The organism is Vagococcus fluvialis (genome assembly GCF_048815235.1).
In the GTDB taxonomy this organism is placed as follows: Bacteria; Bacillota; Bacilli; order Lactobacillales; family Vagococcaceae; genus Vagococcus.
In genome coordinates this window covers 45621-60345 of sequence record NZ_JBMEAO010000004.1, presented here as the reverse complement: position 1 = coordinate 60345, position 14725 = coordinate 45621, and the positions used below count along the sequence as shown (strand labels likewise).

Below are 14725 nucleotides of genomic sequence, written 5' to 3'. Positions count from 1 at the left end.
CTTTGACTTAATTATAATAATATTATAAAATCATTAAAATACAAGGAGGAATTTATCATGAAAAAGATATTTTGGGGAATTTTAGCTTTGGTAGTCTTTTTAACAGGTTGCCAATCAAAAACAAATACAGATAAAAAAGAAGAAAATACAGAACCTGAACAAAAGATAACAATGGCTGTTAATCAAGAACTATCATCTCTTGATAGTGTACTAGCTACAGACACGTATAGTATTACCGTTCTTAACAACGTTATGGAGGGATTGTATCGTTTAGACGAGAATAACCAACTAATTCCAGCAAGTGCTAAAGAACTACCTGAAGTCTCAGAAGATAAATTAACTTACACGATTAAACTAAGAGACGATATGAAATGGTCAAATGGTGAAAGTGTAACAGCTAATGACTTTGTATATGGCTGGCAAAAAGCCGTTAACCCTAAAACAGGTTCTGAATATAGTGGCTTATTTACTGGTATTAAAAATGCCAATGACATTATTGAAGGGAAAAAAACTGAAACAGATTTAGGTGTTAAAGCTCTTGATAATACCACTTTAGAAATCACTATGGAGACGCCTGTTCCTTACTTTGAAAGTTTATTAGCATTTCCAACTTTCTTCCCACAAAACAAAGCTTTTGTTGAAAAAGAAGGGAAAGAATACGGAACAACCAATGAACATTTAATTTACAATGGACCTTTTGTTTTAGAAGATTTTGATGGTCCTGGAACTGATACTGAATGGAAATTAACAAAAAATGATTCTTACTGGGATAAAGACAAAGTTAAATTAGATACAATCGTTAATCAAGTAAGTAAAGAACCTGCTACTAGTGTGAGATTATTTGAAGCTGGCGAACTAGATGATGTCACTCTATCTGGTGAATTAGCTAAACAATACAAAGAAGATCCTGCTTTTTTACCACTTGAAAAAGCTGGAACAACTTACCTAACTTATAACTATACAAATGATTTTTTCAAAAACAAAAAAGCCCGACAAGCTATCTCACTTGTGTTAGATCGTAAAAATATTACTGAATTTATTTTAGCAGATGGTACTAAAGAACCTAAAGGATTGGTTCCTAACGGCATGTCATATTCGCCTACTGATAAAAAAGATTTCGCTGATGTATCAAATCCGATGGTCAAAACAGATGTAGATGAAGCTAAAAAACTTTGGGCAGAAGCTAAAAAAGAAACTGGTGTTAAAGATATTTCAATTGATTTATTATCTTATGATGATGAAGTCATTAAAAAATTAGCTGAAGCGATTCAATTTGATATTGAAGACAAATTAGAAGGAGCAAAAGTAAATGTCAATATCGTTCCTCTAACGGTTGCCATTGAAAAAGGTCGTAATACGGACTTTGACTTATTCCTATTCGGTTGGGGGGCAGATTACCCTGATCCTAGCAGTTTCATGGAACTTTTAACAACTGATTCTGCTTATAACTACGGTAAATACTCAAATAAAGCATACGATGAACTTGTCTTAAATGCTTCGACAAAAGATGTAACGGATGCTGAAAAACGTTGGAATGACTATATCGAAGCTGAAAACATTCTTACAGAGGATGCAGCAATTAGTCCTATTTTCCAAAAAGCAGAAGCTAAATTACGAAATCCAAAATTAAAAGGAATTGTTAACCATTCTACTGGAGCACAATTTGATTTTAAAGAAGCCTACTTAGAATAATAAAAAACTCGAAAAAGCACCTATATGGTTGTTTTTTCGAGTCTTTTTTTTATTTCTTTGATATGATGAGTTCATTCATCTGAAGTAGGAGGAAACCACATAATGCAATCTCATCCTGTTAGTTATTACGCTATCATAAATGCTCTTTATCAATTACTAGAGACTACTGATTTTAAAAAAATTACTATTAATGATATATGTCACCAAGCTAGTATTAGTCGTTCAACATTCTATAAACTTTTTAAAGACAAATATGACATACTCGAACAAGAAAATCAGAAAATCTGTGACACTGTAGATATGGCACTTAAAGAGTTTTTAACTATGGCTAATTTAGAAGATAGTTTAAAACAACTTATTAATCAAATCAATCATGAAAAGTTTATTCAATTAATTCCAATTGAGGAATCTTCTGTTAATCTTAGAAAAAATCTCAGATTAGTTTTTAAACAAAATTACATGCTTTACTACGAAAAAGAACTCATTGACCAAAAATGGCAAATTGATTCAACTTTTGCATTGGATATGTTTTGTTCCATTGCCCTAACCTACTTAGAAAATTCTATTAAAAGTAAAAACAAAATAACTATTGATCAAAATACAGCTTTCATCAAAGAAATGGTTAACATGTTTTTAATATTAAAATAATCAACTAAATTTGATTTAGTAATGTTTCAAGGTGTTCATCTTTTTTTATTGGCTTTTTATCAATAAGAATCCCAGCTTTTATTACTTTATCAACATGTTCTAAATCTCTAATATTCTCGGCAGGATTCTCTTTTAATAAAATCAAATCTGCTACTTTACCTACTTCAACGGTTCCGTAAAGGTGGCCTAATCCTAAGATTTCAGCATTTTTTTTAGTTGCCATTTCAATTGCTTTAATTGGAGATATTTTTCCTAATTTTACAAAGTACATAATCTCTCTCCAAAAATCATAATGAGTCACATAAGGCATAGAGGCGTCATTTCCAACTCCTATCATTAAATCATGTTCAATGGCTTGCTGAAAACAAGTCACCATCTCTTGATACACCATTTTCCCATTAATAATAGTGACATCTTTTTGATTCAGCTCACTTTGACTAAAAAACTCTGATGGTATAGCTGCTGAAAAAGTCGGAATCAAAGCGCTGTATCCTCTTAAAGATTTCGGATTGTATTTAAATAGGTGAATCATTTCTTCATCTAATTCAGCTCCATGTTCTATGGTATCTACACCAGCTTTTAGGGCTATTCTCACACCTTCGCTACTTTCAACATGAGCAGATACCATGGTGCCATTTTTATGTGCTTCATCACAAATTGCCTCAACTTCTTCTAACGTGAACTGAAGGGCACCAGCTTCTCCTATTCTTTTAGCATCTGTTACGCCACCTGTCACACAAATTTTTATCCAATCTACGTCTTGTTTAGCATTCTTTCTCACACTTTTACGTGCTTCCCAAGGTGAATCACTTTCAAGAGCTAAATAAGGTGCCCCGTGCCCATCAGTCACACTTAAGAAGAAACCAGATACAAGTAAATTCGGCCCACTTCCTCTTACTTCTTTTAATTCATCTCTAAGTTTGACATCTTGATAAAAAAACTCCCCTACGCTTCTAATAGTTGTCACACCAGAGTCTAGCTCAATTTTGGCATTTTTTCTCATGATTTTTCTTAATATTTTTTTCCCTAAAGTTGTTTGAGCTAACCAATAAATTTTATTCAATATTTTAGGAGAAGCATTAAAGTTATGCGGCTTTCCTGAAGAGAATAAATGAGCATGAGCATTAATCAAACCAGGTAAAACATAACAGTCATTTCCATCTATTCTATTATAGGTCTCATCAATTAATTCATTTGAATCAATTGATTCAATAAATCCTTTTTGATTTATAATAATATTTACGTTTTTATATGTTCCTTCTTTCAAACTAACCAATCTAACGTTAACAAGAGCTGTTTTATTCATCTATTTCCCCTCTACTTTCCTTTGTATCAGTTTCACTTATTATAGAGAGTTTGAATCGAAAAAAAAATAAACAAAAAATTAATTTTGTTTACTTTTCTCAAAACTAGTCTGTTGTTAACTCAATTAAATTACCTTCTGGATCTTGAACAACTGCTTCATAATAACCATCTCCTGTTGTTCTAGGACCACTTAATAACGGATATTTAGCTGACACAAACTTCTCAGCAAATTTATTAACATCTTCTGATGTTCCGACTGATATTGCTAAATGTGTATATCCCATATCATCAAAATTTCTACTTGAGATAAAAGGTTTATGAGTTAATTCAATTCTTGCTCCTGATTTAAAACTTAAAAAATACGATTGAAATTGTGTTTTTTTATTATGATACAACTCACTTACCTCAACTTCAAAAAGCTCTTGATAAAAATCTTTCATTTTTTCTAAATCTTTAACTAAAATAGCTATGTGATTAATATGCATGATTATTTCTCCTTAACAGTGATTTTTTGTTTTTTTAATATAGATGAATAAAAAGACACTAATTATCGCTAATGTACCTCCCATTAACCATAAGGAAAATAAAATTTGATTGTCCTTGGCAAAAAAACTAGATAAACCATTCCATATAAATGGAGACGCGTAAGAACTTAAAATAGTGCTCAGCATAATATAGGCATTAACTTTTGTGAGTTGAGATTTTTGGGCTATTTCATTCACTTTTAAGACAATAGTAGGTCCTGTAAAAGAATAAATAAAATTAAATAAGATTGCCCAAATTAAAATGAGACCTTCTGTTTTAGCTAGTAGCATCCCCACCACACTAATGGCTGCACCTAAAAAACCAATAGGCAATAGCCATAGAGAAACTTTCTTATAAAACATACCAAAACTAAATCCAGCTAACATTCCAGCCACATTCATTAGGCTTAAAGTAAGACCTGCTTTAGCAGTAGAAGAAATTTCTCTAAAAACCAAGTAAGAAGGGATTTTTAATTGTACTCCCCAAATGATAACGAAGGTAACAAAGCATAAAGCTAAATATCTTTTTATAGTTCCATCTAGCTTACTACTTTTTTGTTGTTCTGACTTATCTTTAGTAATTTCCGGCACATAGAAAAAAATAAAAGCAAAAATAATTAACGTTACAAGGTAAATTAAAAACGTATGCTGCCAACTTATTTTAGCCAACCAACCCGAGCAGAACAATAACACGGCATTTCCTAATGCACCAATTCCCATTTGCATCCCCAGTAAATGATTCCGTTCATCACCTGTAAAAAATAACGAAATCAATGCAATGGCATGAGGTGAATAAAGGCCAATTCCAAATCCTAATATAATTCTTGATAAGTAGATGAGTGAATAACTCTCTATAAAAAATGGAATAGTTCCCATTATGGCACTCAATAACAAACCACATAAAATAGTTTTTTTGATGCCTATTATTTCACTGATTCGCTCATTAAGTAGAATTGTCACTAACGCACTCAGACTAGAAACTGTTACTAATGATTCTATACTTGTTATCCCTTTATTCGGAAAAGCTGATACTAGCAAGGGAATAATCGTTGTAATGATAGTTGCTATCCCTGTTACCAAAGATAAAGAGAGAATACTTATTTTCTTTTTCATCACTCACTCTTCCCTACTTTTTAAGTTGTTTGATTGACACGTGTCACTTCTTTAAGCTCTTCATCATCTATTTTTTTACCTGGACGGTAATAAGCCATGTCTTCTGCTGTTATTTCTCTTAAAACACGACACGGATTTCCGACTGCAATACAATTATCTGGGATATCTTTTGTGACAACACTTCCTGAACCAATCACCGAATTTTCACCAATAGTCACTCCTGAATTAATAATAACGCCCGCGCCAATCCAACAATTATCTTTTAAGACAACCTCTTCAGTAAACATAAATTGTCTATAATTAGGATTGATAGGATGCCCTACAGTAATAATAGTTACATTAGCCCCAATAAGAACTTGGTTACCAATTTTAATTTGGCCATCATCAATGAAATTACAATTATAATTCACGTAACAATTTTCCCCGAAAGTAGTATTCGTTCCATAGGTAATATGAAAAGGCGTTTCAATAAATGCATTTGTTTTTTTACCAAGTAGTTTATGTATAAGTTGTTGTTTTTCTTCAATTAAACTTGGATCCAACTGATTTAATTCAACCACTAATACTTTCGCTTGTGTTCTTTCTTTATCTATATTTTGACAATTATCTAAAAATAATTCTCCTGAACTCATTCTTTTTCTCATATCCATTTTCTTCACCTCTAAAGATTATTCAATTTAGTGAACTCAGTTTATTCATTGAGCGGATATAAGTCAACGATTCACCTTGAAATCTAGCCTAAAAAGAAGAAGTTGATATGTTTGTATCAACTTCTTCTCTAATTCTATTAGTTACTGATAAGATTCTGTCATTATCTCTTCAACTTCTAACCAAGCTTTATAATAATCAATTGAATTTTTATCATCTTCTGACGCAGTGGCCAAATAGGAAGCTATCACGCGATTCACCTTAAAACCTAACTCTTTTAACCCCTTCTCATGATCAGCTAAATTACTATCATTCAAATCTTCCGAATTAGATTCTAACAAACACGTGTAATAAATTTTATCTTCTTTATCTTCATGTGACCAATACACTTCTTTATGATGACTATAATTTTTAGGTACGGCAATTCCAATTTTATATTCTTCTGCAGACATATCCTCTTTATAAAGAATAAAATTACTCAAAAATTCTAGCTGGATTTTAATATCTTCTTTATCTTCCATATCAACTTCAACAATTTTTTCAATGTCGATTTTTTCTTGTTGATAAGTTTGTTCTTTTAAAGAAAATAGAGTCTCTAATTGCTCTTTCCTTGATGCAATCCCCTTTAATTTTTGTTGAAGAGCTATTAACTCGTTTTCAACATCTGTTTCAGTATCTTTTAAAATATTATAAATAGCTTCTGGATTTAATCGGTTTAAGTGTTTCATCTTCTTTAAAGGCACATTTAAATTACGATAAAAAATGACATCTAATAACTCAACAGTTGCTTGTAGGTTAAATAAACGATAGTCATTTTCACTATTTCTTTTAGGTTGGAATATTTCTCTTTCTTCCCAATAACGAATTTTAGAAGCTGGGACATTAAATAATTTAGAGATTTCACCAATCGTATAGGGTATATCTTCCATTTAATGACCTCCTTTTTTAGAAGTATATCTAATTTTCTATTGACCTTCAAGTAACTTGAAGGTATAGAATTACTTTTGCAAACTTTAAAAAGAAAACGAGGAATTAACAATGAACGACATATTAAATTTTTTTAAACAAAATAAAAGATTGAGTTTAATCACCTTTTTAATGCTAGCCATCCAAATTTTAGGAACTCTTGCTGTTCCTTTTTTAGTGGCGCAACTAATAGATGAGGGTATTGCTTCAGGTAATAAAGATCTGATCTATCAAATTGGTTTCAAAATGTTTTTAGTAGCTCTCATTGGAGGAGCTGCTGCTATTTATGGAAGTTTTTTATCTGCTAAAATGGCAGCCATTTATGGATATGAAACAAGAAAAGCTTTTTTCAAAAAAGTTCAAGAGTTATCCATTCAAGATATTGAAAGTTACAGTATTTCGAGTCTTCTAACACGTATGATGAATGATGTAACAAATGTTCAACGCTCGCTAGTTATGGTCATCCAACTTATTTTACCAGCTCCCATTATTTGTTTTTTTGCTGTAGCGATGACTTTTATCAACTCACCAAAACTTGCAGTGATTCCATTAATTGCTATCGTTATCTACCTTATCGTCGTTTATGCCCTTCTAAAAAAAGGACTTCCTTTATCTTCAACTATTCAAGTTCGTCTAGATAGTATGATGGTGAAATTAAGAGAATTTTTTAATGGTATTAATATGATTAGAGCTTTTGATAATCAAGAAGTTGAAGAGCATAAAACAAATGAGCGTTTTACAGATTACGCGAGTAGCATGATTAAAGTTAACAAAATTTTTGCCTATTTAACACCTGTCGCTTATCTCATTATGGGACTTGTCTTTGCTTTTATCATTTGGATAGGAAGCCTATTAGTAGGTAGTGGAGACATTCAAATCGGTATTGTTACTGCCGTTGTCGAGTACTCGATTCAAACATTAGGTTATTTAATTCTAGCAGCAATGGTGATTGTTACATTACCACGTTCTTTAGCTTCCTTAAAACGAATTAATGCTGTTCTGAATACAGAACCTGAAATTTCTGATTACAATCTTATTCCAACTAAACAAGTACAGGAGTTAAAAAATGATTCTCTAGTTTCTTTCAATCACGTTACTTTTGCTTATAACGGTGCTGAACCAGTTTTAGAGGATCTTCATTTCAATATATTAAGAGGAAAAACAACAGCTATTGTTGGTGGAACTGGCTCTGGTAAAAGTACAGTAGCTAAAGTGTTACTCCATTTAACCTCGATTCAAAACGGCAATATTATGTTTGATAATCACGATATTCGCTCTATCAGCCAACAAGAACTTAGAGACAAAATTAGTTATGTACCACAAAAAGCCTTTCTATTTAGTGGAACAATTGCTGAAAATATCCGCTTCGGCTTTCCACAAGCTACTGACACGCAAATAAAGAAAGCTTCTAAAATAGCTCAAGCTGAAAACTTCATAGCTAATCAAGAACAGGGGTATAAGTCATTTGTTGCACAAAGTGGAACTAATTTTTCTGGTGGACAAAGACAGCGACTAAGCATTGCACGAGCTTTAGTTAAACCAGCTGATTTATATATTTTTGATGACAGTTTCTCTGCCTTAGATTATCAAACAGATGCTTTACTACGACGTTCATTAAAAGACAATATGACTGAAGCTACTTTTTTAATTGTGGCTCAACGTTTAAGTACTATTAAAGATGCTGATTCCATTATTGTTTTAGATGAAGGAAAAATTGTTGGTCAAGGTACTCATAGTGAGTTACTTCAAACGAACAAAACGTATCAAGAGTTTGCCATTTCTCAAGGAATAAAATGGTAGTTAGAAAGGTGATTTTATGTTAACAAATACAAAGAAAACTTCAAGTTTTAAACGATTTTTACAATTTATACACCCGGAGAAAAAATATTTTTACCTATTAGCACTTTGTAGTTTAATCAGTAACACACTTATAGTCGCTATGCCTTTTATTATGGGGATCGCTATTGACCGCTTATTAGTTGCCATAAAAAATAGCACAGACTATACACTTTCTTTTGGAACGATTAATGAATTAGTTTTATTACCTGTTATTCTTTTACTCATAATTGGTTCTCTAAGTGGGCTATTTTCTTTTATTCAAGAGAGGATGATGGCTTCATTAAGCGAAAAAGTGACACTTCGTTTAAGAATGGAAATCACAAAAAAATTCAAAGTTTTGCCGATGTCTTTCTTTGATACTCATCAAGTAGGAGACATTTTAAGTCGAACCACTAATGATATTAACCGAATTGCTGAAGTGCTATTAACTGGTGTTAATCAGTTGTTCTCTTCTATTGTAACAATCGTTTTAGGTATTACTATGCTCTTTTACATTAATACTAAACTAACTGGCGTTGTTTTAATCTTAATTATTGGTTCAACACTTGTAACTAGTTGGGTAGCGAGTAAAAATAAAAAACTTTCTGATAAAAACCAAGAAGAACTTGGTTTACTAAATAATCAAGTAGAGGAATTTTTCTCAGGTAACCTTGAAATAAAAACATTTAACCAACAAGCTTCTATCAGCAACATTATTGATAAATCTAATTCAAAACATGCAGAAGCTTTTCAGAATGCCCAATTCTTTGATTTCGCTATTTACCCTGCTATTCGTTTTTTAAACCAGCTAGCTTTTATTTTAAGTGCGATTATCGGAGCAGGCTTAGTGGTTCAAGGAGTAATGACGATTGGTATCATTCAAGCTTATTTACAATATGTTAACCAAATTTCTGAACCTATCACTAATTTTTCATATGTCATTAATGCTATTCAAAGTGCCATGGCTTCTTTAGACCGTGTTTCAATGATTTTAGAACAACCTGAAGAAATACCTGATACGACTAAAGCAAAACACTTAACTCAAACAGAGGGAACTATCTCTTTTAAGCATGTTCAGTTTGGGTATGATGATAGCAAGCTACTAATGACTGATGTTAACTTTACTGCTAATCCTAATCAAATGGTCGCTATTGTCGGACCAACTGGTGCTGGTAAAACAACTTTAGTTAACCTACTCATGCGCTTTTATGAAATCAATAGTGGTCAAATTACTTATGATAATATTGATATCACAGAGCTATCACGGAAAGAATTGCGTTCTATGTTTGGAATGGTCCTACAAAATACTTGGCTCTTTGAAGGAAGCGTCGCAGATAACTTAGCTTATGGAAAACCAGATGCCACTCGTGAAGATATCATTCAGGCTGCTAAATTAGCTAAGTGTGATCATTTTATTCGTACGCTCCCGCATGGCTATGACACTATTATTTCTAGTGAAAATGGCGCCTTATCCCAAGGACAGCAACAATTATTAACCATTGCTCGAGTCATTCTTGCTAATCCACCAGTCGTTATCTTAGACGAAGCAACGTCTAGTGTAGATACTCGGACAGAAGCTGAAATTCAAGAAGCTATGAGTACTGTAATTAATGGAAGAACTAGTTTTGTTATTGCTCATCGTTTATCAACTATTGAAAAAGCTGATTTAATTTTAGTCATGGATTCAGGAGATATTGTTGAGCAAGGAAATCATCAAGAACTTCTGAAACAAAACGGCTTGTATGCTACTTTACATCAAAGCCAATTTAGTGATTAAAAAAGCTTAAACTATAAACATTGTTTGAATAGAAAAGGTAGGCTGACTTATTATTAGGTCAGCCTACTTTTTTAAATATGACGATTCAATATTTCTTCTACTTGATGTTTTTGATGAAAACCAATAAAGTTATCGACTACTTCTCCATCCTTAAAAATTTGCATATTAGGAATGCTCATAATACCATACTGGTTACTAATAATTGGATTTTCGTCTATATTCATTTTAATAAATTTGATTTTTCCTTGATAGACTTCTTCCAAGCTTTCTAGAACTGGTGTCTGTATTTTACATGGACCACACCAAGGCGCCCAAAATTGTGTAATAGCGACTCCTCCCTTTATTTCATTGACAAACGTTTTATCTGTTACTTCTAAAACCATTTATAGTCACTTCCTTTATTTATATTTTTCTAACGTACAAACCTTATTTATACTAAAAGTAAGGCTATACAAATTAAAACAAGAGCAAATACCTGAGATTTTTTTATTTTACGACGCGTTATACCAAATAACCCCAAGTGATCAATTAATACGGCAGTAAGTAATTGACCTAAAATGAAAACAATCGTAGTCACAACAGAACCAAGTTCCTTAATGACAATGATATTACCACCCACAATAAAAATTCCAAATAAGCCACCTAGATAAACCCAAAGAGGTAATTTTTTCCCTTGTAAATCAACTTTCGGAATAACAATTTTTCTTTTTGTAATAAGTAGTATCAAAGCTAGTATGACAGCTCCTACAAAGAAACTAATAAATACTGATAATAAAATAGACTGTGTCATCTCTTTCAATTGACCATTAAAAGCACTTTGTAAAGGTGGTAAAATTCCGATAATTAATCCTAATAGGAGCCACTTTACCGAAAATTTTGTTTTCTCAATGCCTTTAGCCTGTTGAAATAACCAAATAGCCAAAAACATCATAAGGACACCAAGTAATCTTGACAAGCTTACTTTTTGAACGGTTAAATTAAATAAACCAAAATGATCAATTATGATGCCCATTACCATTTGACCTGTAATCGTCATCATGGTAGTGACCGTTGCACCAATTTTAGAGAATAAAACAATATTAGATAGATTAAATATCACACCAGCAATTGGACCTGCAAAAAATAAGTAAGTTCTAGTCGTTACATCCAAACTAAATAAAGAACTCATATCAAATAACACTAAGCAAATTAATAAAACAAGACTTCCAACTGAAAAAGCCACAAATGAAGCAATAACTGGATTTTTAGCTGCTTGCCCTAGTTTAGAATTGATTGTTGCTTGGATTGGAAAAAAGGCTCCTGCTAAAATGCCTAATAAAACAAAAAATAAAATCATATAACCCTCCTGAAAGTTATTAAAGACACTTTATATCTTTAATTATAATAATAAATAATGGGTGAACTGCTCTACTTGAGCAGATCACCCAATGTTTTGTTTCTTAGTTCTTGTTCCATCAAAGCTTCTGCTGATAGCATTATCTTTTTTATACCACAGTTAGGATCTTCATGAACATAACATTCAAATAAAGATTGACGGCCTTCAATGGCATGAATAATGTCTAAAAATGTTATACTCTCCCAATTACTAGGCAGCGTATAACCACCTTTAGCACCTGATGCTCCTTTTAATAATCCTTCTTTTGATAACTTAGTTAATATCTTTGAAAGATATGTTGGTGATACTTTTTGGCTTTCAGCTAATTCTATAACACTAACACTTGTATCAGCTTGTTGTTTCCCCATAAAAAGCATTGTATGAAGAGCATAGTCTGTAGCCTTTGAATATTTCATTTTTAAACCTCCTTAACGTATATTACAGACAAATAATATCCTTAATTATTTTAAAAGTCAATTGAAAAACTCAAAAGACTTTTATTAAATTTATTGATTATCATTTTTATCTATTTTTTCTTTAATTTGATAAGCAGCTCCAATAATTCCTGCATCGTTTTTTAGCTTAGCTAATATGACTGGTGTCTCAATTATTGAAGATAAGTTGTTCATGCTTTGATGACGGCTTTTTACTTCTTTGATCATGGCTAGTAATCTATTTCTAAATTCCTCATTGGCGCTGATACCACCACCTATTAAAATCGCATCAGGGTCAAAGCTACTCATGACATTAATAATACCAACTGCTAAATTAGTAAAAAAATCAGTTAATACATCCTTTGCAACAACATCTCCTTGTTTTTCTAAGTCCAAAATAAGCTGAGCATCATAAATAGGACTTACACTAGGCTCTAGTAATCGTTTTTGTCTGTTATAGTTAGCACACAATCCATTTACAACTGCTGACTTTTTATTAAGAGTTGAGCTTTCTATATCACCACTAACAGGTAAATCATTAATCAAAGTCCAACCAAATTCTCCTGCCATCCCATTTGAACCTGAGTAGATTTGGTTATTTATAACAATTGAACCTCCTACACCTGTTCCTAAAACTAAACAGATGTAATTAGTTAAATCCTTTGCATTCCCTAACCATTTTTCAGCAATGGCTGCTGCATTGGCATCATTTTCAATAGTAACAGGTAAATTAGAAAAGGCTTCTATTTCTTTTTTTATATTCTCTCCGTACAAAGATTTTATTGCCCCTGCTGTAATCATTAACCCATCTTTTCGAATAATACCAGGGGCAGATATGCCAATTCCCAATATGTCAAAGCGTTGTCGTAGAGCGACAATTAGCTCTTTCATATTATTAAAAAAATTCTCTTTGTTATCTTCTGTTTTTATTTTATCTTGAAACACAATTTCCCCATCGTTATTAACAACACCATATTTAATGGTAGTGCCACCTATATCAAAACTAATATACATATAGCTCCTCCTATAAAAAACATTATAATGATTATATCACTTTATAAAAAAAGAAGAAATTGTTACTCGCTCTAACTAGCCAATAACAACCTCTTCCTTTTTAATTATTTTACAACGCTTTTTCTAACTGATATTGGTCCAGTACCACTGATACGCCCTGCTCTTTCAACCCATAAACTTCCTCACTACTTGAAAGTAAATTAACACCTACAATTTTGCCCACTGATAAGTCAGTAGCACATGTTGCTAAAAAAGAACTTATCATCTCTTTTGGCAGTTTTAATTGGAAGATTGACAAAACATCTCCTTGTTTCTGACAAACGACTTGACCAATTTCTTTTTCTCCGTCAAAAATTTTATATCCCTCATACCCATGGAATAATCTATTTTGCCAAGGAATAGTTAAATCCAACTCATCTGTTAATGATTCACTTTGTTCAAGGGTTAATTTAGATTCACCATGAAGGTGATTCCCTAATTCTCCTTTTAAAAAACTAACTTTTCTTGCTATTCCATAGCCTTGATTTTGGTAAAGGTTTAAAGCTTTATCATTGCCAACAATTACTTCTAAAGTCAGTAAATCAATACCTAATTGCTCTCCAATTTTTTCACAGTAATTTAACATAGCTACTCCTATGCCTTCTTTTCTAAATTCAGGAGCTACTGCTAAACCGCCTACCCATGCTATTTTTTTATCAGCTAACTTTTTAAAGCCAAATAAAGTAATGCCTTTAGGGACTTCATTTTCAAAAACAACAAATGAATCTTGTTCAGATAAATTGAGGCTCGTTAAACGATTATTTAAAGCTTCAGCCGTCATATTAATTGGGACTAAATAATCAGAAAAACCACTATTCCAAATAGCCGTTCGGACTGACTCGCTTACTTCTTTGAATGGAACAAATTCTAACATTAAAACGCCTCCCTGTTTGTTAATTTCAAATGAGTGATTGGATAAGGTTTACCAAATCCGTCTTGTTCATCTTCTGAAACTTTCTCAAAACCATGAGCTAAATAAAACGATTCAGCTGTCTTATTTTGAGAATTAACATCAATTAATTCAATGCCTTCATTTTTGATTAACCAGTTTAAAATAAAACTTCCATACCCTTTTCCAATTGCTATATCATCTAAAAATAGCATATCAAGATTCGTATCACTAGAGCCACTAAATCCTACTATTGTTTCTTCATTGGACCATAATTTTAAATCAACTGCATCTAAATGATTAGGTATGGCATTTCGATAAAAGAGAATGTCCTCCTCCTTTAAAAAGAAATGGGTATGCCTTACGGATTTCTCCCAGATAGTTAATATTGTATGGTAATCCTCTTTTTTTGCTTGTTTATATGTCAACATGTTTTAGTCTCCTTTATATGTTAATTTCTTATTTTATCCTCTCCTTCCCACT

15 protein-coding genes are annotated in these 14725 nt (G+C 32.0%); 4 read left to right on the top strand and 11 right to left on the bottom strand.

Annotated elements, in window-relative coordinates:
* Positions 1 to 57: 57 nt before the first annotated feature.
* The gene (locus tag ACODH8_RS03825; protein WP_332466582.1) at positions 58 to 1692 is read left to right on the top strand and encodes a peptide ABC transporter substrate-binding protein; all 1635 of its coding nucleotides are present in this window, start codon (positions 58 to 60) and stop codon (positions 1690 to 1692) included.
* A gap of 102 nt (positions 1693 to 1794) precedes the next feature.
* Entirely contained in the window at positions 1795 to 2340 is a 546-nt protein-coding gene (locus ACODH8_RS03820) for a TetR/AcrR family transcriptional regulator (protein ID WP_332466583.1), read from the top strand.
* 4 nt (positions 2341 to 2344) lie between these two features.
* Here the strand turns inward: ACODH8_RS03820 and ACODH8_RS03815 are convergent, their stop codons facing one another.
* From ACODH8_RS03815 to ACODH8_RS03795, 5 genes are all read right to left on the bottom strand, one after another.
* The gene (locus tag ACODH8_RS03815) at positions 2345 to 3646 is read right to left on the bottom strand and encodes an amidohydrolase family protein (RefSeq protein ID WP_332466584.1); all 1302 of its coding nucleotides are present in this window, start codon (positions 3644 to 3646) and stop codon (positions 2345 to 2347) included.
* 103 nt (positions 3647 to 3749) lie between these two features.
* Positions 3750 to 4130: a VOC family protein gene (locus ACODH8_RS03810; protein ID WP_332466585.1), complete on the bottom strand. Its 381-nt coding sequence runs from the start codon at positions 4128 to 4130 to the stop codon at positions 3750 to 3752.
* 12 nt (positions 4131 to 4142) lie between these two features.
* Positions 4143 to 5282 (bottom strand): MFS transporter, encoded by a 1140-nt coding sequence (locus tag ACODH8_RS03805; protein WP_332466586.1) that lies wholly within the window; start codon positions 5280 to 5282, stop codon positions 4143 to 4145.
* Positions 5283 to 5302: 20 nt separating this feature from the next.
* Positions 5303 to 5932, bottom strand: a complete 630-nt coding sequence (locus tag ACODH8_RS03800; protein WP_332466587.1) for a sugar O-acetyltransferase — start codon at positions 5930 to 5932, stop codon at positions 5303 to 5305.
* A gap of 141 nt (positions 5933 to 6073) precedes the next feature.
* Positions 6074 to 6859, bottom strand: a complete 786-nt coding sequence (locus ACODH8_RS03795; RefSeq protein WP_332466588.1) for a MerR family transcriptional regulator — start codon at positions 6857 to 6859, stop codon at positions 6074 to 6076.
* Positions 6860 to 6968: 109 nt separating this feature from the next.
* Between ACODH8_RS03795 and ACODH8_RS03790 the strand changes: the two genes are divergently transcribed.
* On the top strand, positions 6969 to 8696 hold the full coding sequence (locus ACODH8_RS03790) for an ABC transporter ATP-binding protein (protein WP_332466589.1): 1728 nt from the start codon (positions 6969 to 6971) through the stop codon (positions 8694 to 8696).
* 16 nt (positions 8697 to 8712) lie between these two features.
* Positions 8713 to 10491, top strand: a complete 1779-nt coding sequence (locus ACODH8_RS03785) for an ABC transporter ATP-binding protein (RefSeq protein WP_332466590.1) — start codon at positions 8713 to 8715, stop codon at positions 10489 to 10491.
* A 71-nt stretch (positions 10492 to 10562) separates the two neighbouring features.
* On the opposite strand, the gene trxA is transcribed toward ACODH8_RS03785, so the two are convergent.
* The 6 genes from trxA to ACODH8_RS03755 form a co-directional block, all read right to left on the bottom strand.
* A complete protein-coding gene (gene trxA, locus ACODH8_RS03780) occupies positions 10563 to 10874 on the bottom strand; it encodes a thioredoxin (RefSeq protein WP_332466591.1) in 312 nt (103 codons plus the stop codon).
* Positions 10875 to 10921: 47 nt separating this feature from the next.
* A complete protein-coding gene (locus ACODH8_RS03775) occupies positions 10922 to 11827 on the bottom strand; it encodes a DMT family transporter (protein WP_332466592.1) in 906 nt (301 codons plus the stop codon).
* Between the two features lie 71 nt (positions 11828 to 11898).
* Entirely contained in the window at positions 11899 to 12282 is a 384-nt protein-coding gene (locus ACODH8_RS03770) for an Rrf2 family transcriptional regulator (RefSeq protein WP_332466593.1), read from the bottom strand.
* Between the two features lie 90 nt (positions 12283 to 12372).
* Positions 12373 to 13314: an ROK family protein gene (locus tag ACODH8_RS03765; protein ID WP_332466594.1), complete on the bottom strand. Its 942-nt coding sequence runs from the start codon at positions 13312 to 13314 to the stop codon at positions 12373 to 12375.
* Positions 13315 to 13423: 109 nt separating this feature from the next.
* The gene (locus tag ACODH8_RS03760; protein WP_332466595.1) at positions 13424 to 14227 is read right to left on the bottom strand and encodes a GNAT family N-acetyltransferase; all 804 of its coding nucleotides are present in this window, start codon (positions 14225 to 14227) and stop codon (positions 13424 to 13426) included.
* Entirely contained in the window at positions 14227 to 14673 is a 447-nt protein-coding gene (locus tag ACODH8_RS03755; protein ID WP_332466596.1) for a GNAT family N-acetyltransferase, read from the bottom strand. The genes ACODH8_RS03760 and ACODH8_RS03755 overlap by 1 nt, the downstream gene beginning before the upstream one ends.
* Between the last annotated feature and the right edge of the window lie 52 nt (positions 14674 to 14725).

Bases quoted from the DNA above. Each gene is read 5' to 3' on its own strand.
- ACODH8_RS03825 (WP_332466582.1), top strand. From the start codon at position 58: ATGAAAAAGATATTTTGGGGAATTTTAGCTTTGGTAGTCTTTTTAACA.
- ACODH8_RS03820 (WP_332466583.1), top strand. From the start codon at position 1,795: ATGCAATCTCATCCTGTTAGTTATTACGCTATCATAAATGCTCTTTAT.
- ACODH8_RS03815 (WP_332466584.1), bottom strand. From the start codon at position 3,646: ATGAATAAAACAGCTCTTGTTAACGTTAGATTGGTTAGTTTGAAAGAA.
- ACODH8_RS03810 (WP_332466585.1), bottom strand. From the start codon at position 4,130: ATGCATATTAATCACATAGCTATTTTAGTTAAAGATTTAGAAAAAATG.
- ACODH8_RS03805 (WP_332466586.1), bottom strand. From the start codon at position 5,282: ATGAAAAAGAAAATAAGTATTCTCTCTTTATCTTTGGTAACAGGGATA.
- ACODH8_RS03800 (WP_332466587.1), bottom strand. From the start codon at position 5,932: ATGGATATGAGAAAAAGAATGAGTTCAGGAGAATTATTTTTAGATAAT.
- ACODH8_RS03795 (WP_332466588.1), bottom strand. From the start codon at position 6,859: ATGGAAGATATACCCTATACGATTGGTGAAATCTCTAAATTATTTAAT.
- ACODH8_RS03790 (WP_332466589.1), top strand. From the start codon at position 6,969: ATGAACGACATATTAAATTTTTTTAAACAAAATAAAAGATTGAGTTTA.
- ACODH8_RS03785 (WP_332466590.1), top strand. From the start codon at position 8,713: ATGTTAACAAATACAAAGAAAACTTCAAGTTTTAAACGATTTTTACAA.
- trxA (WP_332466591.1), bottom strand. From the start codon at position 10,874: ATGGTTTTAGAAGTAACAGATAAAACGTTTGTCAATGAAATAAAGGGA.
- ACODH8_RS03775 (WP_332466592.1), bottom strand. From the start codon at position 11,827: ATGATTTTATTTTTTGTTTTATTAGGCATTTTAGCAGGAGCCTTTTTT.
- ACODH8_RS03770 (WP_332466593.1), bottom strand. From the start codon at position 12,282: ATGAAATATTCAAAGGCTACAGACTATGCTCTTCATACAATGCTTTTT.
- ACODH8_RS03765 (WP_332466594.1), bottom strand. From the start codon at position 13,314: ATGTATATTAGTTTTGATATAGGTGGCACTACCATTAAATATGGTGTT.
- ACODH8_RS03760 (WP_332466595.1), bottom strand. From the start codon at position 14,227: ATGTTAGAATTTGTTCCATTCAAAGAAGTAAGCGAGTCAGTCCGAACG.
- ACODH8_RS03755 (WP_332466596.1), bottom strand. From the start codon at position 14,673: ATGTTGACATATAAACAAGCAAAAAAAGAGGATTACCATACAATATTA.